This window comes from Acinetobacter sp. WCHAc060042, assembly GCF_003231195.1.
In the GTDB taxonomy this organism is placed as follows: Bacteria; Pseudomonadota; Gammaproteobacteria; order Pseudomonadales; family Moraxellaceae; genus Acinetobacter.
This window is the reverse complement of the sequence record NZ_QKVN01000021.1, coordinates 1-21,787: the sequence shown is the minus strand read 5'-3', so window position 1 is coordinate 21,787 and position 21,787 is coordinate 1. Positions and strand designations below refer to the sequence as shown.

The following is a 21,787-nucleotide window of genomic DNA, read 5'->3' as shown; positions in this document are numbered from 1 at the left end:
TGGTTTATTAAACCATCTCAATTTAGCTTTCTGTACCTTTAGGTTACTTTAAAAGTGTTCTTATGGGCTGAAAATGACTATTTCCATCTGAAATGTTAATAAACGTAACTGTTATATTTATCAATGAAGCATGTAAATAATGAAAAGTCATTCACGTATATATGGGGCAGGTACAGACTCGCCATAATACTGACGGTCAGCAAAATAACTTGATCTCACTAATGGCGCACTCCAAATGTTTTTAAACGCCAAGCGCACTCCATGAGTTTGATAATGCTTAAACTCTTGTAATGTAACAAAGCGATGAATTGGCGCGTGAGACTTGGATGGCTGTAAGTATTGACCAATTGTGACATAGTCAACTTGATAATCTTTCAAATCATTTAACAACACGATAACCTCAGCCTCAACCTCTCCTAAACCGACCATCAAACCACATTTGGTTGGGATATCTGGACAGTAGTGTTTAAATTTCTGGAGTAAATCCAACGAGTGCTGATAGTTAGATCCCGGTCGCATGGCTTTATATAGACGTGGAACGGTTTCAATATTATGATTAAAAACATCGGGTGGGTTTTGGCTCAGAATCTTGAGTGCAAGATCTGCACGACCACGAAAATCAGGAACCAAAATCTCAATCAAAGTCTCTGGACTGGTTTCACGAATTTCTCGAATACAATCAGCAAAATGCTGTGCTCCTCCATCTTTCAAATCATCCCGATCAACAGAAGTAATCACAACATATTTTAATTTTAGATTTTTCACTGTTTCAGCCAAATGCTTGGGCTCATTAAGATCCAATACATTTGGTCGACCGTGAGCAACATCACAAAAAGGACAACGTCGGGTACAAATATCTCCCATGATCATAAACGTTGCAGTTCCACCGCTAAAGCATTGAGGCAAATTAGGGCAAGCCGCTTCTTCACAAACGGTATGTAGTTTTTGTTGTCGTAGTAAATCCTTGATGATTTGTACTTCTTCTGGTTGACTGATTTTAGTACGAATCCATTCTGGTTTTTTCGGTGTTGTTTCTGTCTGAATAACTTTAATCGGAATACGTGCCATTTTTTCAGCGCCACGTAACTTCTTTCCTGTTAATACTGTGTTATTTAAATCCATTTCAAACACTCCGTCGTTTAAAATAATTAATATAGATCCTGATATTAAATAAGCTCTTTGAGTTGCATTAATAATATTAAAACAGTGCAAAAAACTTATCATATAAAATAAAGGTTGGTTAAAGGTTTGTTTTCATAGGTGATTGAACTATTGTAAAATTTTACAAAGATTTTTAATTTCATAACTTTTTGTTTTTCATATTTATCTTATATTTTTAGGAATAATATTTTTTTAGTCTAATATTAAATTAAATAAAAATATCTTTATATAAATATACGGTTTAAAAATCCAATCACTCATTTTTGGATTTTCTTTTAAGCGTAGTTAATAAGGAACAAAGATATGCAATTAACGGAAGAGCAATTGCTAGCAGCATACAAAAGAATGCGCGACATTCGTGAATTTGAGGATCGACTTCACGATGAAAATAATACAGGTGATATCCCCGGTTTCATCCATTTATATAGCGGTGAGGAGGCTGTTGCAGTCGGGATTTGTGAAAATTTAACAGATAAGGACTTCATTACATCAACGCATCGTGGTCACGGACATTGTATTGCTAAGGGCTGCGATATTCACGCCATGATGTTAGAAATTTTTGGCAAAGATGATGGTTTGTGTCGTGGAAAAGGCGGTTCCATGCACATTGCCGACTTAGATAAAGGCATGCTCGGTGCAAACGGTATTGTGGGTGGTGGCCCACCTTTAGCGATTGGGGCTGCTTTAAGCGCCAAAACACTCAAGAATGGTGGGATTGGTCTGTCATTTACGGGTGATGGCGGGTCAAATCAGGGCTTAACTTTTGAAGCTATTAATATGGCTGTGGTGTTAAAGCTCCCTGTCATTTTTGTTTTTGAAAATAACGGTTTTGGTGAAGGTACTGCACATGACTATGCCGTAGGCAGTAAAGACATTGCAGGTCGAGCAGCAGGTTTTGGCTTACCTGCTGAAAAGGTAGACGGAACAGACTTTTTTGCTGTGTATGAAGTTGCACAAAAAGCCATTGAACGTGCCCGCCGTGGTGAAGGTCCAAGTGTGATTGAAACTGTAACCAACCGTTTTTATGGACATTTTGAAGGTGATCCGGGACTTATTCGTTCCAAAGAAGAACTGGATTATGTCAAAGAGCATAAAGATCCATTGAAAATATTCCGTGAAAAAATCAAAGGCAAAATTGAGGAAGCCAAACTGGATGCAATTGATGCCCAGTCTAAAGCCAATGTAGACGATGCCGTTGCAAAAGCACGTGCAGCTAAATACCCAGAAGTCTCTCAGCTACTTACTGATGTTTACGTCTCTTACTAAAGGAATAGTAGAAAAATGCCAAATAAAAGTTATCGAAATGCGATTAAAGAAGCAATTGAATTAGAAATGCGCCGAGACCCAAGTGTCATTGTGGTTGGTGAAGATGTTCGTGGTGGGCATGGTGGTAAAAATACCGATGACAATAAACTGGAAGGTTTTGGCGGTGTACTTGGTGTAACCAAAGGCTTATGGACTGAATTTGGTTCTGAGCGAGTCATTGATACCCCAATTACAGAGTCGGCGATTATTGGTATGGCAGCAGGTGCTGCTGCAACAGGTTTAAGACCTGTGGCCGATTTAATGTTCATGGATTTTTACGGCGTGTGTTATGACATGTTGTATAACCAAGCGGCTAAATTCCGCTACATGTTTGGTGGCAAAGCCAAAGCTCCACTCGTCGTGCGAGGCATGATCGGTGCAGGATTTTCTGCCGCAGCACAGCATTCTCAGTCGCCATATAACGTGTTTGCCTCAGTGCCAGGCTTAAAAGTGGTGGTGCCTTCGAGCGCCTATGATGTGAAAGGGTTGTTGATTCAAGCCATTCGAGATGACGACCCAGTGGTCTTTTGTGAACACAAATTATTGTATGACATTAAGGGTGACGTGCCAGATGAGGCTTACACCATTCCTTTTGGTGTCGCAAATTACACTCGTGAAGGCACTGATATTACTATTATTGCCTTAAGCCTGATGGTGCATCGTGCCAATGAAGTCGCTGATAAGCTCGCAAAAGAAGGCATTTCGGTTGAAGTGGTTGACCCTCGAACCATTTCGCCATTAGATGAAGACGGTATTTTAGAGTCAGTGGCTTCAACAGGTCGTGTGGTGATTGTAGATGAATCTGCAGCGCGTTGTGGTTTCGGACATGATGTGGCTGCACTCATTGCACAGAAAGGCTTTCATTATCTTAAAGCACCAATCGAGTTAGTCACTCCACCACACTCACCCGTACCATTTTCACCAGTATTAGAAAAAGAATGGCTACCCAGTGTAGAACGCATCGAGCAGGCTGTACGTAAGACGTTGGAGGCTTAGGATGAGCGAAATTAAAACCTTAGAAATCCCAAAATGGGGTTTGTCCATGGAAGAGGGCACAATTGCCCAATGGCTGATTCAGGAAGGTACGCAATTTAGTAAAGGACAGGATATTTGTGAAATTGAAACCACAAAAATCGTCAATGTATTGGAGGCACCTTTTGATGGCTTGCTACGAAAAATTATTGCTAAAGATGGTGACACCCTTGTTGTAGGTGGAGTCATTGCAATTTGTGCAGACGCTCAAGTTTCCGATGCAGAAGTTGCAGCATTTGCACAGTCCTTAGGTGGAACACCTGCTGTAACTGAACATAAAGCGGTAGCAGCGGTTCCTGAAAAAGTAGCTGTGGCTCAAGTTGAAACCAAAGTACAAGCTACGCCTAAACAGAACAGTGTTGGTCATGCATCAAAAGTTGTGGCTCAGGGTGGATATTCAATTCCTGCTACGTTACAAGGCTTCCAACAAAGCGATGATATTTTTGCAACGCCACATGCCTTGAAATTGGCTGAAAAGCATAATGTGAACTTGGCTCAGATTACGGGTTCTGGACGTGAAGGCCGTATCAGTGTTCAAGATATTCAGGCCGCAGTTCAAGTTGCTGGTGGTTCTTGGCCAGATGTACGTCATCAAGCCAGTACGAAAGCCACGAAATCTAAAGCAGATGACAGTTATGTTCTAGCGACACCTGTTGCCCGCCGTTTGGCAAAACAATGGGCCATTAATTTACATGATTGTCGTGCATCGGGTTCACGTGGACGAGTCTGTAAGGAAGATGTTGAAGCAGTCTATCAACGGGAAAACCCTGTACAAGCTCAACATACTGAGCAGACGTATCCGACAGAGTCCGCAAAATTCACCACCGTGGCTATGAATGGTATGCGTAAAGCTATCGCTGCACGGCTACAAGCAGCAAAACGCAATGCTCCACATTTTCGCTTAACGATAGACTTAAATGTTGAGTCGGTTCAGGCTTTGCGTCAGCAAATTAACAGTACTGTACCGCAAGTCAAACTGTCCATTAACGATATGCTGATTAAAGCTGCTGCCGCCGCACTAATCAAAGTTCCACAGGTCAATGTTCAGTTTGATGAAGAAAATCAGCAAATTTTACAGTTTGAACAGGCTGATATTTCGGTTGCTGTGGCCATCGAAAACGGACTGATCACGCCAATTATTAAAGCAGCAAACCGTAAATCTTTGGCGCAAATTTCTAATGATATGCGTGATCTGGCGACACGAGCCAAAACTGGAAAATTAGCACCTGATGAGTTTCAAGGCGGCAGTTTCAGCATTTCCAATTTGGGAATGCTTGGTATTCAACAGTTTGATGCCATTATTAACCCACCTCAAGGTGCAATTCTGGCCCTAGGTGCAGCAGAGAAACGTGCGGTCGTCGAAAATGATGAGATTGTTGTTCGTCAAATGGTGACAGCAACATTGTCTTGTGATCATCGTGTCATTGATGGTGCGTTAGGTGCTCAATTCCTATCGGCATTTAAGCAGTTTGTCGAAAATCCTGCATTAATTTTGGTGTAGGAGGAATAGCCATGTCAGATACACAATTTGATCTTGTGGTTATTGGTGCTGGTCCTGGAGGATATGTCGCTGCGATTCGCGCAGCGCAACTGGGATTAAAAACAGCAATCGTTGAAAAACAACACTTAGGTGGAGTATGTCTTAATTGGGGATGTATTCCAACCAAGGCATTATTGAGCGGGGCTGCGCTTGCGCAGCAGTTCAAACATGCAGAGCAGTTTGGCTTTACTCTTAACGCGGTTGATTTTGACATTCAAAAACTGGTCCGTCATAGCAGACAGGTTTCTGAGCAACTGGTGCAAGGTATCGGGCAATTATTGAAAAAGAATCAAATCACTGTTTTTAACGCAACAGCCCAGTTTATTGCCAAAGAGCAATTAGAACTTATTGATGCAAATGGTCAAAAACAGCAGATTTCTGCACCGCATATTATTGTCGCAACAGGTGCACGTGCAGCCAATTTGCCTCATATTCCTGTAGATGGCCATCAGGTCTGGAGTTATAAAGAAGCTTTAGTTCCAGAACAATTACCAAAATCTTTACTGGTCATTGGTTCGGGTGCTATAGGCAGTGAGTTTGCAAGCCTATACCAAGACTTAGGCTGCCAAGTCACCTTGGTTGATATCGCAAAGCAGATTCTCCCTAGCGAAGACATTGAAGTTGCGAAGTATGTACAAAAGCAATTTGAACAGCAGGGTATGCAGGTTTTAACCGAAGCGACCGTAAAAAAAATAGAAACTGATCAGGCTCAAGTGCATTGTCATATTGAAACTGCAACAGGTATGCAAATCATTAGCGTTGAAAAAGTGCTTTCAGCTATTGGTGTGAAACCGAATGCTGAAAATCTGGGCCTAGAAGCTTTGGGCATTGAACTTGAGAATGGTTTTATCAAAGTTGACTCATGCTGTAAAACCAATGTTGTGGGCGTTTATGCAATTGGTGATGTCGCAGGCGCACCGTGTTTGGCACACAAAGCCAGTCATGAAGCCATTCTTTGTGTGGAGAAAATAGCGGGGCTAAGTCATGTACATGCTTTAGATCGTACACAAATTCCGGGCTGTATTTTTACCCATCCGCAAGTGGCCAGTATTGGTTTGACAGAACAGAAAGCGAAAGCTGCGGGCTTGAATATCAATGTGGGTAAGTTCCCTTTACAAGCCAATGGTAAAGCATTGGCTTTGGGCGATAGCGCAGGATTTGTTAAAACCATTTTTAGTCAGGAAACGGGTGAATTGTTGGGTGCTCACATGGTCGGACATGAAGTCACCGAACACATTCACGGTTTTGCCATCGCAAAATACCTAGAAGCAACGGATGAAAGCTTAGCACAGGTCATTTTCCCTCATCCTACTTTATCTGAGGCGATGCATGAGTCGGTATTGTCGGCGATGCAACGTGCCATTCATATCTAAGGAGTCGCAACATGCCTAGAGGTTTAAACAATAAAGTTGCATTAATTACGGGTGCAGCACAAGGAATTGGACGCGGTATTGCCTTACGTTTGGCACAAGAAGGTGTTCATATTGCCTTGGTTGATCTTCATCAGGAAAAGTTAAATGCTGTTCAACAAGAGGTTGAAGCTTTTGGCGTAAAAGCCACCACATTTATTGCGGATATTTCAGATCCAATACAAGTCAGTCATGCAATTGATCATGCCGAATTGACACTTAATGGTTTTGATATCATGATCAATAATGCAGGGATTGCACAAGTCAAAGCTTTGGCAGAAGTAACACCGAATGAATTTAACCAAATCATGAACATCAATGTCGGTGGTGTACTTTGGGGGATTCAAGCCACAGCAAATAAATTTAAACAACGCCAACAGGCTGGAAAAATTATTAATGCCTGCTCAATCGCAGGTCATGAAGGTTTTGCTTTACTCGGTGTTTATTCGGCAACTAAATTTGCAGTTCGTGCATTGACACAAGTTGCAGCTAAAGAATATGCCAGTGCTGAAATTACTGTAAATAGTTATTGCCCAGGTGTTGTAGGCACAGACATGTGGGTCGAAATAGATCAGCGGTTCTCTGAAATTACAGGTGCACCAATTGGTCAAACGTATAAAAAATATGTAGATGGTATTGCTTTAGGACGTGCTGAAACACCAGATGATGTGGCTGCATTAGTTGCATTTTTAGCCAGTGAGGATACAAACTACATTACAGGTCAGTCTATTTTGACAGATGGTGGAATGGTTTACCGTTAATATCAACATAAGGAATACAGAATGAAAGCAGCTCGTTTTTATGATCGAGGGGATATTCGAATTGAAGATATCCCTGAACCGAAAGTACTTCCAGGCACAGTGGGAATTCAAGTTGCATGGTGCGGTATTTGCGGTACAGATTTACATGAATTCATGGAAGGCCCTATTTTTATTCCACCTTGTGGTCATCCACACCCAATTTCGGGAGAATCTGCACCTGTAACAATGGGACATGAATTTTCAGGCGTGGTTTATGCAGTTGGTGAGGGTGTAGATGATATCCAAATTGGGCAACATGTCGTCGTTGAACCCTACATTATTGCGGATGATGTACCGACTGGCCCCAATGATAAGTATCATTTATCAAAAAATATGAACTTTATTGGTTTAGGCGGACGCGGTGGTGGTCTTTCTGAAAAAATTGCGGTGCAGCGCCGTTGGGTACACCCTATTTCAAATGATATTCCCTTAGACCAAGCAGCATTGATAGAACCTTTGTCCGTTGGTCATCATGCCTATGTACGAAGTGGTGCAAAAGCTGGTGATATCGCACTGGTTGGTGGAGCAGGCCCTATAGGCTTACTTTTATCAGCCATTTTAAAGGCTAAAGGTCTCACGGTCATCATTACTGAATTGAGTGCAAAACGTAAAGAAAAAGCGATAGAAGCGGGTGTTGCAGATTATGTGCTAGATCCATCTAAGGTTGATGTGGTCGCTGAAGTGATGAAAATTACGGAAGACAGTGGTGTTGATGTCGCTTTTGAATGTAGTAGTGTTAATAAAGTGATGGATACACTGGTGGCAGCGATGAAACCAACAGGGGTAGTCGTGATTGTTTCTATTTGGAGCCATCCTGCCACAATTAATGTGCATAGTGTGGTTATGAAAGAGCTCGATATTCGTGGCACGATTGCTTATGTCAATGACCATCAGGAAACCATCCGTTTAGTCGAGCAAGGTAAGATTAATCTGGAACCTTTCATTACCCAACGTATTGCATTAGATGATCTTGTTTCTAAAGGCTTTGAAACACTAATTCACAATAATGAGTCTGCTGTAAAAATTATTGTTCATCCGTAGTTAGGCTTCGATACAACTTTATGTAATACATAGTGACAGAGAATGAGTCTGTATATGCAGACTCATTCTAATATTTGTATCAATTTTTTATAAAACTCGATCATCACATTGATAGGCTGCGCGCGTAGATTTCGGCATAACGTATATTATGTTCATTTGTGTAGTCAGCATCGTGAATATAATTGTGCAGATTCACGATGCTGATCTGTGGCACCAACTCAGGTTGCGTAGGCCACAGCCTTAGGTACTCAATTTAACATAAAATTAAGTTATGCGACTTCCAAGCGTCTACGGACGACAACGACGACAACGAGGTACGAGGCGTGAGGAGGCGGAGGACGTAAAAGCGAAAAAAGTCCACATTCTTTAATGGTGGACTTATGACGCATATTTGCGTCGTATTTAATTATTTTTCAATAACTTAACGTTTTTTAATTTACTTTTCTTTATTTCTATATTTTTTATTAAATTTTTAATCTTATAAAAAACATGAATTTATGATTTTATTTTCTTTTTTAGTATTGACTATATATAAACTTAGTTTATATTTTGTTTATACAAAGTATAGGCTTTATTATGACTCCTGACGATTTCATTGCGCTTTCTAGTGCTGCAAACAAAAAATTAAATGTTCAAAAAATTAAATCTAATATTTCTGATTTGGACGCAGTTGTTACTTTTAGAGTTAATAGTGCTTTGAAAAGTGAATTTAGTAGGATTTGCAAGGAAAATCAGTCTTCATCTAGTTCTGAACTTAAGCGTTATATGCTTAAGGTTATTGAGCAAGGTTCTTTATAATTTAATCGCTCAATAGATAAGTTCGCACCTCATCTATTGAGCTAACCACAACGATCTTATGAGGAGATCATCATGGCTGTTTCACATATTACTGTTTTGTCTTTGCTTGGCAAAGAGGTTTCATTTTCTGTTTTGATACGTGATGAAATTAAAGACAATTTTCCAGAAGGTATTCATGTCCGGGGTGTTGTAGAAACTGTTGCTATTGCTTTAAATGGTAACCATGAAATATTGGTTTGTGGTCAATATTATGATTTGTCTGAAATTGATTTAAAAATTTAATTATTTTCTGTTTTTAAATCTTAAAACCCTTGATTCATCTATGTTTCAAGGGTTTTTTATAAGCTAAATATTACTGCTGTAATCTTTAGTTCCAGTCTGAAAGACTACAAGACCGCTAACAAAGCGGTTTTGTTGTTTTGATAAGTAATGAATTGAATTCAAGTAAATACAGCATGTCTATGCTGCTAAAGCTGGCTGTCTAGCCAGTGTCAAAATACAATAAGATTAATCCCATCTCTGAATACATTCCGATATAGGCTCTAAGAGGGCTTATTTAGCGAATGCGACACAATGCAATGTTCATCTTAATAATTTGCGTAGAATCGCTTTGAAACGATTCTGTACTCAATTATTAAGCTGATTAGATATAGGCGTGAGGATTTCGCATAACTCTATATTATGTTACATGAATTACCGTTGACAGCGTTCCAGTTCAAGCTGTCAACGGCTGTCACAGCGATAGTGCGAGCGCTAGCGTTGCGTTGTGACAGTTTATAAGTCATTTAACATAATATACATTATACGAAATATAACTTATTTATAAAAAGCCACTTATATGTAGCTTCTTATAAATAAGTTATATCACATCAAATTCAATTCGACGATTCTTCTTGCGCCCATCAGCCGTAGCATTATCAGCAACAGGTTTATTTGCTCCCATTCCTTCAACACTTAAACGCTCTTCAGCGATATGCTTGTTGAGCAAATAGTTTTTTACAGCAATAGCTCGCTCTTTACTTAAAGCTAGATTCTTTGTCGCATCACCAGAACTATCTGTATGCCCAACAATTCGGACTTTCTTTCCTCCAACCTTATTTAAAGCCAGCGCCATTTCATCTAAAATCTGTGTCCCGCTTACAGCTAAAATGGCACTGCCAGATTCAAATTCGATAATTCGATTTTTAAGCGTATCATCAATAATTTGTTGTTCTGCCTGATTTACAGAAAATTGCGTATTTAAGCGATAAGGCGGTATGACTAAACCCTGAAATAAGTTTGTTATGGGCTGGATATCCGTTGAGTTCATTACTTTTCCATTGAGTTCCATCTGCGTACCACGTACGGACAATTTCCCTTGATGTACTTTTTTTAGCTCTGGAATCACCAAATTCGCTACAGACTCACTCCAACCCGATGGTGCATTTACAGCTTTAACTTGTATTTTATCAATAATTTGATCTGCACCATAAATGCTGTACATTTTAGCTAATATGGTTTGCTTACTGGCTTGATTGGGAACAATGCCTTCTACAATAACCGGCTCTGCCCAAACGTTGACACCGAAAAACAGTGTTAAACTGAATAGAATTTCCGTTGTTTTAATTCTATAATTTATTTTCATATCTCATTAATCTATAAATGTTTTTTTAAAAATTTTTACGCCTTGCATTAAGCTTAATTGCCTCTCACTTAATGCTTGTTCAAGGGTTGCCAAACCAGCATTTTGTTCTAAATAAGGGTCGATCCAATTTGCATTGACCAATGAAACCCAACGACCTGTATCCATTTTCTGTGTAAAAATTTCACTTAATGTCAGAATATCAGCACCTTGAAAACCAAATAGTAAGATCGGTTTTTCGTCATGAGAGATGCCTATCAAGAGCTCTGCATTTTGATTTTGAATAAAATAACTGATTAACTTGACCCAAAAAGCTGCAATTTCGTAGCAATAAGCAGCGTTATGAATAGGTAAAATCAAAACTTTGGTAAGGCGACTCGTCCCTTGCTGAATAACTGGTTGTAGCAACAAACCTAATCCAATCATACTTTGGGCAAACTCGTAACTACTAATTTTTAGTAATTGTGCAAATGAGTGGATTGTATGATGTTCATAAAATGCAGAGGCTTCAACATGATTAAAAACCTGAATTTCATTCTGTAATTTCGTCAACTTATCCAATAATATATTTTCATCGCGTAGTGACCGCATTACACGGTTTTTTTGAAACAAATCAATCAAAGTTTGTTTATAGCGGTATGGTGCATAAATAATATGCTGGAAACTATCATCAACCTCCAATAAATGGCTTAAGACCATTGGAAATTGGCGCCCTGAACTATCATGGCTTGCAATTAAATTTGCCACAAGAAAATGATTTTCTTGTGGGTTTGCAATGAAAAAGTCTAATGATGGTAATTTCTCATAAGCTTGAGCAAAGTTTTCCGATTGCATCGCATGTTCTAAAGCTTCCGTAATCCATTGGTCAATCACCTGAATTAAAGCATATTGTCCACGTGTTTTTAAGAAATCGCCATGTGCTGGGTATTTTCCATAATATAAAGGCAATGTACGCAGTTCATCCATATCGGCACGCCTCCTTATCCCATGTCTTCCATAAAATCATGAACGTGGCTCCTGCAAATTTGTAGGAGCTTTTAAACTCACCGCTGTTGCTACAGGTGCTGTTTGTGCAGCCACCACACGAACGGATTTAGTTGAAACCACTTGATCAACTAATTGCATACCGTTATAGCTACGTTGCCCTCCTACTCCACCACTAGCATCCCCGCTGATTAAACGGAAGTTAACTTTTACAGCAAGTTCAGGATTTTGTTGATTTTTCCATATCATTTCATAGCTTCCTCCACGTTGCGTACGTTGTGCACTGTCAATTAAACGATTAATCCCGTACTCACCTGGAGCCTCAAAAATCGTATGGGTTTTTCCATCTAAATCAATAGCTGTAATACGTGCACCTGGAATTGCACCTGCATTTGGCCAAACAAAGTTCACCCACTGCTGAACCCCATTTTCATAGAGCATACGTTGTCCATCAATATCAATGGTATATGATAGAAGTTTAGTATTTTCAATTGGGTAAAATTGAAAATTAGATTGATTTTGGGCTACTGGTGCAGATGAAGTTTGATTTAACTCTCCTGTGGCCATGCCACGACTTGGCGCAACATAAGTTTGAAAATTTACAACAAATTGTGGATTCAAACTGATACCTAGATCTTTCCAAGTCTTCGATGTCAAAGTATATCCACGACGAATGACCAACGGATCAAGTGTCTCTTTTACATAACGTGCAATACTGCCATTCTCCCCGAGAACTTGACTGATCTCACTGCTGGTGGCTTGTAAAGTTGCAGAAGAGTTAAACGGATATTTCTTACTCAAACCACTATTAAATGGTTGATATACCTGCATTTGCCAAAGTTTATTCATCTCATCTTGTGCTGGAGTAATTAAACTCTCAAATGACTGTGTAAGGGGTGACATAAGTAGCTTTTGTAGTATTTTTTGATCTGGCTCAGACAACCCAACAGACATTTTTTCATCTACCAGTTTTTGCGTTGTATTGAATACCGAATTTTGCTCATTAATGGTAGATTTAACCAAGCTTATTGTAGCTGGCCCAACGTCACCAGAGCTTTTTAGATCATTGAATTTGCTACGAACTTGTGCCAAAGACTGCATATATTCATCAAGCAAAGATTTATTTTGTTGATCATCACGTTTACGGACCAACTGATAAAACATTTGAAACTCTTTGGAAATAGGCCCTTGAGCTTGATTTAAGATAGTTGCATTAAGTTTTGCATCATCACGTCTTAAGACTTTACGTTTAAACCAAGCAACAAATCCAGTCTGTGGTGCTGCAAGTTCAGCCATTACAACAGGATTATCCCAACTAGTCTCTGTCGCAACTCGATCAAACACGCTGCGAATTGGTGAGTTTTCTGGTTCACCTAAAACTTGGATAAAATTCGTTTGTTGAGCATAATCACTTGCTTTCGCATAATGTATGCCCGTCAGAAATTTTCTCCACTCCGCAATATATTCCTTTTTATATAAGTCAGTTAGCTGTTTTCTGATTTGATCTGGGCTACCGCTAAAGCTTAAATCGTCAGATTGCGTGCTATTTAGCACCCAATCTTTGGTGTCTGTTGGGCGCTTGGCAACTTCATCAATAGCTTGTTCGATATATTCAGACCATGCGGCATGTGTAAACATGCCTGGTAGTGCATAACTACCTAAAATTGTATTTTGATTCGTCTCACCCAACATCTGTTTTATGGTCAATGCAGGATAACGAACTGCTGCGCGCATTTTGAGTTCATTATAAACACGATCTCGTGCAGGCATGCCTCGTACTACAGACAACAAGACTTGACGTGCTTGATCCACCACCAGACTATCTGAGCTTAGGACTGGAAACTTAGGATCATTTGTTAAAGTCATGCTATATGACAGCACTTGCTCCGCTTTTTGAATCATTTCACCGCGTGGCATTTGTCCACGATTATTGTCTAACCACGACCGCCAAAAGCGAGTCACTTGGTCACTTAAATGACTGGCATCCATATATTGAGCATTACCCATCATCAAATAGGCTTTTAATGCATTGTATGCATCTTGTGGATTCGTATCACTCGGCTCTAAATATTGCTGTGTTTTTGAAACAGGTGCTAGCTTTACATTGCTATGATTGGTTCGCAATTGCTCTTCATTGGCTTTAACACGTTGTAAATATTGAGTAATATTTTGCTGCGTTGGAACCAATATAATTTGTTGAACACCTTTTAAGTATTCAGTTTTAAGCTTCTCATGCAGCTCATCTCCTTGATATAAACCAAAAGCAAACTTTAGTGGTCGATCTTGCTCAAATTGATCGAGTTGTTGCATACGTTCTTGTAAAATTAACAGTGCGTTAAGCTGTGTGGACAACTCTTGACCTGACTGTTTTTCAAGTAACACAACCTTTTCTAAGTCAGCCTGTACATCGGTAATCAGCTGTTGATTATTACGATAAGACCAAACCCATAGACTTAAAATAAGAGCCACACCAAATAAAGCGGTAACGAATGCAATATACCGTTGACGTTTACGCGTTGGGTTGATGTGTTGCTTAACTAAGTTTTTGTCTTTTAAAATAACGTCTGAAAATAGACCTTTTAAAAAATAACCATGATTTTGTGAAATTGAACGTGTTGGAATACCGCTGTCATTACCCAAACCTTTCTGTAATAAAAAGTCTTGTGCAATTTGTTCAGTCATTGGGCTTTCGATGATACCTTCTTGTAGCGCACTCGTGAAATAAAAACCACGAAAAACAGGCTTAAATTGATAAGGATTATCTTCGAAAAGTGTACCAATAAACGTTTTCAATGCAGGCTTTAAGCTCTTAAACTCCAAAGGAAAAGTCATTACGCTTGGCGAGATATTCTGAGCGTGTCGACGGCTAAGATGTGTGGTACTCACCCCTTTCAAACCGTCGTATAAAATTGAATAATGTTTCTCAAATAACTCAACCGCATGGTTTGATGCATCTGTATTATAAGGTAACGTTGCGCCCCAAACCTGATCAAACTCGTTCACTTCATAGCATTCAAAAAACTCTGTAAAACCAGCAATCAAATCCATTTTCGAAAAAACCAGATAAACTGGAGAGAAAACCTCTAAACGTTCAGTTAGATCTTGAATACGTGCACGTAAATTTTTCGCAAGTTTAATTGATTTTTCAGGGCTATTACTGACTAACTCAGCAATACTCACAATCACAATCAAACCGTTAATAGGTGCCTTGGAACGATTCTTTTTTAGAATATTTAATAAACCTAACCACTCAAAATGGTCATCCGCATAAATGGAGTAACGCCCTGCGGTGTCCAATAAGACTCCTTCTGTTGAAAAAAACCAATCACACTGGCGTGTTCCACTTAAACCGGCAGAAACTGATCTTTGATGTGTCTCTTCAAAAGGAAATTTTAGACCCGAGTTATAAATGGCTGAGCTTTTTCCAGCAGCGGGATTACCAATCACCATATACCATGGCAATTCATATAAGGCTGCATTGCCTTTCTTATCGCCTAGTTTAGATTTCCGAATCAATTGGATAGACTCTTTCATTTGTTGTTGAATCAAATGAAGCTCATCGTTGCTTTTCTTCTTTCCATATTCAGCTTTCGTATCATGGGCAATGGCATCAGCAAGCACCTCACCTTGTGCAGCATGCCGACGACGCATAATCAATAAATACACACCCCAAATCACAAGCCCTAATACATAACAGATCATTAAAGCCCAAAAAACTTTGGCGGGAATCGTGTTATACATTGCAAATAACGCAACAAAACAAGATAAAGCGATAATGGCCTTAGGATTCGTCACATACTGCCAAATATAACCTAATACGTTGTAAAATAAAGAATTCACGTTACTCTCTTATTCTTTTTTAATTTAAATGGATTGTGCTAATTTTTCATTCATATCTTCATACGCTTGTATAAAGCAATGCGTTGAAGATTGATCTACGCTATAGATCATTGTCATAAGTTCATCTGGAAAATGCATACTCAGCATAAAACCGAATACTTTAGCCAAATGCTGCGTATCACCAAGACTTTGTTTTGTATAAATAAAATGGTGTGGCTCAATATGGCTTTGACTAAAAGCATGATTGACCTTTTTTATGGTTGGAATATTTGTCATATCATCCAATATCAACACAAAAGGCTGAACGGGCTTCAATTGCTCTAAGCTCACTATGTGCTCAGTTGGAAGTTGATCTAAGATATTGTCCACATTTAAACCAATATTCAGTTTTTTTTGTGGTGTAGTCTCTAATAGTTGTAAAAAAGATGCAGCCAAACACCAACTCGATGCATATTCTGAGGGTAAGTAACGATCCGTCAGCCATGTTTTTTCATCTAGCAACTCTTGATCAATTTCAGAGTCAACATTAAGAATCAATGAAATTTCTTCTAGTTGCTTAGACAGTTGTGCCAACAACAACACCCAATCTTTATAGGCAGTTTCTTGACTCAAATAATGATGTTCAATTTGGATTTGCGCAGTGATGATCCCTAAAGACCTTAAATAATGCTCCACAATTTCAAAACTTTGTGCTTCATTCCAAAAATGTAAAACCGACTCAGATAACAAAATATGGATATGAATACGATTCAGTTTCGTTACACTTTTAATGCTTTCCTGATTGTCTTGTACATCAGATGCATATTCACTATTCGGATCAATCCAAGCGGGATGCATTCGATATTCATAAGCTAACTCGCTGTCATAAAATAACGCAGATTGTTTTAAGTGCTGCGCAATTTGCCACAATGTTTCAGCATGCTGTTCAAGTTGATGCTCAATCAATGCTTGAATACGCTGGTGACGAGGATGCTCTATCTCAAATTCATCTTCTTTATCTGCATTTGTAATGACATTGTCTAGCGCTTGTATACGATAGGACAACATTGGAAGCCCATAATTATTCTGTAATTGAGTATCTAACTCAGGGCTTTTAAACTTTTGCAGTTCATCAATAATTGTTTCATTTTCTCCCAAAGCACTATAAGCAGCTGAAGAATAAATATTAAGTTGGATCCATTCGATATCAACAGGTTTTGCTTGTTTTTCTACAGCTTCTATCTGTTGACTTTGTGCCAACTCATCTTGCTTTCGTTGCTCTTTACGTTGTTGTTGTGCTTTCCATACTCTGTAGATAGCCCAAGGCAACCATAAAATCACACTGATCAATAAGGGAAGTAAAAGCAAATGACGAACTAAATCAATTGCACTTGGGTCATAACCAGTATCACGCCAATAAAAAACAACCACACCACACACCAGTAGCAATGAGCTCACAAGTGTTGCAATAAAAAGTTTAAGCATGTCACATTCCCATCAGTGCATAACAGGTTTCAGCGTTGTGATCTTTCTGTTTAGGCATTAAAAAAGCACCTTGGGATAAGCCCATAGTGGTTGTTGAATTCAGATGTAACGGTTGAATATCGTTTTTATTTAGAATGAGCCTTAAATCAACCGCGAGTGTTGGGCTCAACCAAGTAGACAAAATCCGTTTAATTTTTTCGCTATTTTCTTTTTCCGGTAAAAACGTTAAATATTCGCTATAAGAAACTGGGCCGATCACTATCTCTATCTTTTCGTCAATTTGACGTATCGTTTCACCACAAAAAGTATTCATTCCCAAAAGGTTTCCATTTCCTCCAAGCACTGTTCTCTGATCAACAGACAGAGTAAATTTTTCTTCGATGAACTCAGAAACCTTGATATTTTGTTTAAGCACAGCACTCAACATGGTCTTCAAAGCATGTACTGTATTATTTTGCCCCTGCATTAAACCTGCAAATTCAGCAAAATAATCATCTAAATCTGGTTGATGGTGCTGTGAGCGAATATATCCATTAAGAGCGTGCAAAATATCTAAATAATGGTTCTCTGCTTCAATTTCATAGCGCACAGGTAAATGATAAGCCAAACATGCATCGACATATTGGGTCGTCAACTTATGATTGAACAAACCTAAAAAATGAATAGTCTCCTCGCGTTGGATACGGGGACTGTGTCTAATTTTCTGGGTATAACTATAGGGTAAGCTTCCATGAATACCTGTTAGCCCGACCATTAAATTGGTTAAATGAATTTTCTCCTCATCAAGACTAAAACTTTCAATCTCTGTATCGGGAAAATTAAGATTTAAAGAACTATGAAATCTAAATGGCTTGGCCCAATCTCCCTTGATTTCCTTGTTTGAATCTGCCGTCTGCCGTAATAATCGTGTTGCTTGAATAAACTCAAAGGCACGCGGTTGTTCAATCAAGGCCCCAATTACAGAAGTGTCTTGCCACCAACGTTCTGTACGCATTGGTATAACTCCTGTTGTGTATAAGCATCGGATATAACAACATCAACAAAACTGTTCATGTGTACTTTTAAATTGAAAACATGTGCTAAAAGCTGGCTAAAAATGAATAAGCTATGCCCCCGGAAAACCTTTGAATCAATCGCTAGTTTTACTTTTAAACCACGGACAAATAATGGAAAAGGTTTTGCCTCTACCATTTTTTGAGTAAGAGAAAAATCAACCATTTGAATTGAATTAATAATCAGTTGATTTTCTTTTGATTTGGGTAAATTATAGAGTTCAAGTAATTCCTTAATATGACTTAAGGTCTCTCCTTTCATTAAGGACAAAGTATTTAATGAAAGATGTGAAATAATTCTCCATTGTTCTTTTTTATTTTTTTCAAAAACATAGGGTTTATTGGGTCTTTTTAGAACCACCGCTCGCCGTGCAAGACTATTGTCATTCAAACTCAGAATACTATTAGTCTGACTTAACGCTTCATGGGGTAAGTCACGATTGGAACACAGTAATTGTGTACTAATGAAGTCTGATTTAGTGCTTTCTGGCGAAAGCTGCTTTGAGATAATACTATATACTGTTTCTGTATATTTATTATGCAAATGGGCTGAATTTAAACTATAAAAAAATTGAGTATCTGGATCTTGATAATGACTCATTGCAAAAAAAGGATAAATATCAAATGCTGTTTGTTCTTGATTTGATTTTTCACGGATCATCTGCATTCTAGTAATACTATATGTTTGATAATACTCAGGATGATGTGCATCTGTAATTAAAGGGTATTCTAATTGCTTATGATTTATTTTCTGTGGTTCTGCTTGTTTCCTAAATAAATTCACTGCTGGAGTAACATATAATTTAAAGTTTGCAATATTTAATTCTGAGTAATTTTTGATATTCACTTGATCATTTAAATTAAGTTTTAGGTGAATTAAAATTTCAAAATAATGCTGACCTTTATCTAGATGTTTTAAAAAATCTAACTTCATATTTAGAAAGCTAAACTTTTCGGGGAAGCAAAAATACTCCATCAATAACCGATAAGCATGATGTGTATGCTGATCTAATGGCAGTAAGCTTTCATCTTCTGAGAAACCTTGAGTACAAAAAGGATTTTTAATATCAATCAGATGATGACCGTATTTCAATGAAAACCCAGTATTTGATTGAAACACTGCATCCAAAACCTGGAGTGGAAAATTAGATATAGCATCCAGATAAATAGGTAAGCATTCTTTTTCTAAAATGTGCTGAGATTGATTAAAAAGATTAAAACCTAAAGTAAGGGTAGCGTTTTGATTTAAGTGTATATGTGCACTGGGATGTGTTTTAAAACTGAGTTGACACAACTCAAGTGGTAATAGTTTTAACTCTTGGGTGGTATTAAATTCGCACTGCACTCCTTTAAAACTACGTGACTTAATCGTGGTATTCTTCGGAACAACATGTGCTTCTGTTAATTGTTTACACTTATTTAAATCTTCCAAACTAAGTATAGTACATGCAGGAAAAGGCTTTAAATATTGTGGAAACATCACCTCAAACAGTGATCGTGTAAAGACGTCATAACTGTCTACAAGTTTTTTATCAATTCTAGCTGCAATCAAAGAAAAAGACTGAATTAAGCGCTCAATATGCGGATCATCAATTTGTTCTTGGTTTAAAGACAACCGTTGAGCAATTTTAGGATATTTTTGTGCAAATTCGCGTGATTGCTGTCCAAATTCTTGTAATTGTTTTTCATAGTAAGGTAATAACTCTTCAATCACAAATCACCCAATTAAGATCGTGCAGAAATAACATATTGTTGTGTTGTTGGTTTGAGTAAAGCATCAAAAATAACAGGCTCATACAATGGATGAATATTTAAATAAGCTTGAATACTCAAACATAAAGCTCCCATATTCTGCCCATCAAATAACATTTCGACTTTAACCTGTTTTAGTCTTGGCTCATGTGCGGTAATAGAACATGCGATAGACTGACATATTTTATCTCGGTCTAAGGGGTTAGCCGTCGAAAGCCCAACAAAATCAATGATCCCAAACTGTAAAATGGATTTTTTTACTAAGGGAAACGCATCAATAACTGAGTCGAAATTTGCCATACGACTATTAAGTAATTCTTCTAAATCATACGCGACAGACTCGCGCAACTCTTGAAGAGACATCCCCTGCCGATCCTGCTCATTTGTAGGCAACAATCGGTCAAATAGTGTTTTTCTAAAACCATATGGATAAATTTGATCTAGGTTCATATTGACTAGAATTTTCCTACATGAAAAATAAGGGCTAATATAAGTTAGCCCTTATTTTTGAAGCATATTTATGCAGCGTACGATGCGGTATTATTTGACAGTGACCATTTCTTGGTTACTGCACCTTTTTGCGTACCATTAATATCTTGCTGGTTATACGTCCATTCCACTGCGGCATATTTCAAACCGAAGCTCTCAATTGGTACACCTTCTTCACTCACTGTTGGTGTAACACTTGAAACCAACACATGCTTTAACTTGATTTGCAGATATTTAATACGTTTATCACCATTCGCTCGATAAAAATCAATCTGAACTTCGTCAAAGGTATATCCCGCTGAACATGCTTCCCATAGCTTTGGGCTGGTTGCATCTAAATCTTTCACAAAAATCATGTCAGAGTGTTCTACACGCTCAGCTGTATGGCCACCTACACTTGAGGATGTTGCGGACTTCGGCTGGCGAATGTTATGTGACCAAGAATTTACCTCCAACCAGCCTTTATGTTCAGCATCGCGTGATTCACCATCGACTTTGTACTTACCACGAAATTGTACGTATATATCTTTCATTTTTAATATTTTCCTATTTTAAAGTTATTATGTGTTGGCATTCAAAATTAATTTGAGGACTGAGGTAATTCAGTAACAAGTCGCAGTGATACTGACAACTCGTCCAACTGGAAATGTGGTCTTAAGAAAACCACAGATTTGTAGTGCCCTGGCTGTGCAGGATTCTCTACAACTTTGACAGAGGCTTCACGAAGTGGGTATTGCGCTTTCGCTTCTTGTGAAGCGCCGTCATCAAGTAAGATATATTGGGCTAACCATTCATTTAAAAATGCTTCGACATTTCCAGCAGATGCGAAGCTACCGACTTTATCCCGCATCATGGCTTTTAGATAATGTGCAATACGTGACACTGCCATAATGTATTGAATTTGACTTGATAAAGCTGAGTTTGCGTTCGCAGAATCGCTATCATACTTTTTAGGTTTCTGCGTCGACTGTGCGCCAAAAAATGCTGCGTAATCTGTATTTTTGCAATGGACAAGCGGAATGAAGCCCAGATCACTGAGTTCTTTTTCGCGACGGTCTGTAATTGCAATCTCAGTTGGACATTTAAAGACAACCTCACCATCATTGGTCTTAAACGTGTGGACAGGTAAGCCCTCTACTAAACCGCCACCTTCTACACCACGAATCGCTGCACACCAACCATGCATATCAAAAGCATTGGTTAAACGGGTTGCAAATGCATAAGCAGCATTCATCCATAAATAGTCATGATGATTTTGTCCAGTCACTTCTTCGACAAAATTAAAGCCTTCGGTCGCAGTACCTTCTTTAGGGTGATATGGCAAACGGCCTAGTACTCGTGGCATGGTCAATGCCACATATCGCGCATCATCACTTTCACGGAATGAGCGCCATTGCACATATTCAGCCGTCTCGAAGATTTTTGAAACCTCTCGAGGGCGGTCTATATCTGTAAAAGATTCTAGGCCTAAAATGCTTGAATCTGCTGCAGAGATAAAT

Annotated in this window: 18 protein-coding genes; 8 read left to right on the top strand and 10 right to left on the bottom strand. The window is 38.6% G+C overall.

The genetic code is table 11. The features are described 5' to 3' along the window. Positions 1-147: 147 nt before the first annotated feature. The gene (gene lipA / locus DPG01_RS10455) at positions 148-1,122 is read right to left on the bottom strand and encodes a lipoyl synthase (protein ID WP_086210527.1); all 975 of its coding nucleotides are present in this window, start codon (positions 1,120-1,122) and stop codon (positions 148-150) included. Positions 1,123-1,464: 342 nt separating this feature from the next. Between lipA and DPG01_RS10450 the strand changes: the two genes are divergently transcribed. The 8 genes from DPG01_RS10450 (at position 1,465) to DPG01_RS10415 (ending at position 9,368) form a co-directional block, all read left to right on the top strand. Further along, positions 1,465-2,427 (top strand): thiamine pyrophosphate-dependent dehydrogenase E1 component subunit alpha, encoded by a 963-nt coding sequence (locus DPG01_RS10450; RefSeq protein WP_110975037.1) that lies wholly within the window; start codon positions 1,465-1,467, stop codon positions 2,425-2,427. A gap of 15 nt (positions 2,428-2,442) precedes the next feature. Continuing rightward, positions 2,443-3,462 (top strand): alpha-ketoacid dehydrogenase subunit beta, encoded by a 1,020-nt coding sequence (locus DPG01_RS10445; RefSeq protein WP_110975036.1) that lies wholly within the window; start codon positions 2,443-2,445, stop codon positions 3,460-3,462. A gap of 1 nt (position 3,463) precedes the next feature. Beyond that, entirely contained in the window at positions 3,464-4,999 is a 1,536-nt protein-coding gene (locus tag DPG01_RS10440) for a 2-oxo acid dehydrogenase subunit E2 (RefSeq protein ID WP_110975035.1), read from the top strand. A gap of 11 nt (positions 5,000-5,010) precedes the next feature. Next, positions 5,011-6,411 (top strand): dihydrolipoyl dehydrogenase, encoded by a 1,401-nt coding sequence (gene lpdA / locus DPG01_RS10435; protein ID WP_110975034.1) that lies wholly within the window; start codon positions 5,011-5,013, stop codon positions 6,409-6,411. Between the two features lie 11 nt (positions 6,412-6,422). Then, positions 6,423-7,208: an acetoin reductase gene (locus DPG01_RS10430; protein ID WP_110975033.1), complete on the top strand. Its 786-nt coding sequence runs from the start codon at positions 6,423-6,425 to the stop codon at positions 7,206-7,208. A gap of 21 nt (positions 7,209-7,229) precedes the next feature. Then, on the top strand, positions 7,230-8,288 hold the full coding sequence (locus DPG01_RS10425) for a 2,3-butanediol dehydrogenase (protein WP_110975032.1): 1,059 nt from the start codon (positions 7,230-7,232) through the stop codon (positions 8,286-8,288). 576 nt (positions 8,289-8,864) lie between these two features. Continuing rightward, positions 8,865-9,086, top strand: coding sequence for a hypothetical protein (locus DPG01_RS10420; protein WP_110975031.1), 222 nt, complete (start codon positions 8,865-8,867; stop codon positions 9,084-9,086). Between the two features lie 72 nt (positions 9,087-9,158). Continuing rightward, a complete protein-coding gene (locus DPG01_RS10415) occupies positions 9,159-9,368 on the top strand; it encodes a hypothetical protein (RefSeq protein ID WP_110975030.1) in 210 nt (69 codons plus the stop codon). A 577-nt stretch (positions 9,369-9,945) separates the two neighbouring features. On the opposite strand, the gene DPG01_RS10410 is transcribed toward DPG01_RS10415, so the two are convergent. The 9 genes from DPG01_RS10410 to tssC all read right to left on the bottom strand — a co-directional run. Continuing rightward, positions 9,946-10,710: an OmpA family protein gene (locus tag DPG01_RS10410; RefSeq protein ID WP_110975029.1), complete on the bottom strand. Its 765-nt coding sequence runs from the start codon at positions 10,708-10,710 to the stop codon at positions 9,946-9,948. 6 nt (positions 10,711-10,716) lie between these two features. Continuing rightward, complete coding sequence (tagF, locus tag DPG01_RS10405) at positions 10,717-11,673, bottom strand: type VI secretion system-associated protein TagF (RefSeq protein ID WP_110975028.1); 957 nt, start codon at positions 11,671-11,673, stop codon at positions 10,717-10,719. Positions 11,674-11,709: 36 nt separating this feature from the next. Beyond that, complete coding sequence (gene tssM, locus DPG01_RS10400; RefSeq protein ID WP_110975027.1) at positions 11,710-15,531, bottom strand: type VI secretion system membrane subunit TssM; 3,822 nt, start codon at positions 15,529-15,531, stop codon at positions 11,710-11,712. A gap of 24 nt (positions 15,532-15,555) precedes the next feature. After that, positions 15,556-16,995, bottom strand: coding sequence for a hypothetical protein (locus tag DPG01_RS10395; protein WP_110975026.1), 1,440 nt, complete (start codon positions 16,993-16,995; stop codon positions 15,556-15,558). 1 nt (position 16,996) lies between these two features. After that, positions 16,997-17,989 (bottom strand): type VI secretion system baseplate subunit TssG, encoded by a 993-nt coding sequence (gene tssG, locus DPG01_RS10390; RefSeq protein WP_110975025.1) that lies wholly within the window; start codon positions 17,987-17,989, stop codon positions 16,997-16,999. Continuing rightward, on the bottom strand, positions 17,953-19,761 hold the full coding sequence (gene tssF / locus DPG01_RS10385; RefSeq protein ID WP_110975024.1) for a type VI secretion system baseplate subunit TssF: 1,809 nt from the start codon (positions 19,759-19,761) through the stop codon (positions 17,953-17,955). The genes tssG and tssF overlap by 37 nt, the downstream gene beginning before the upstream one ends. A gap of 11 nt (positions 19,762-19,772) precedes the next feature. Then, entirely contained in the window at positions 19,773-20,249 is a 477-nt protein-coding gene (tssE, locus tag DPG01_RS10380; RefSeq protein ID WP_110975023.1) for a type VI secretion system baseplate subunit TssE, read from the bottom strand. A gap of 68 nt (positions 20,250-20,317) precedes the next feature. Further along, on the bottom strand, positions 20,318-20,821 hold the full coding sequence (locus DPG01_RS10375; protein ID WP_086210616.1) for an Hcp family type VI secretion system effector: 504 nt from the start codon (positions 20,819-20,821) through the stop codon (positions 20,318-20,320). Between the two features lie 47 nt (positions 20,822-20,868). Continuing rightward, positions 20,869-21,787: type VI secretion system contractile sheath large subunit (gene tssC / locus DPG01_RS10370; protein ID WP_110975022.1), on the bottom strand; the 919-nt coding region annotated here is incomplete at its 5' end.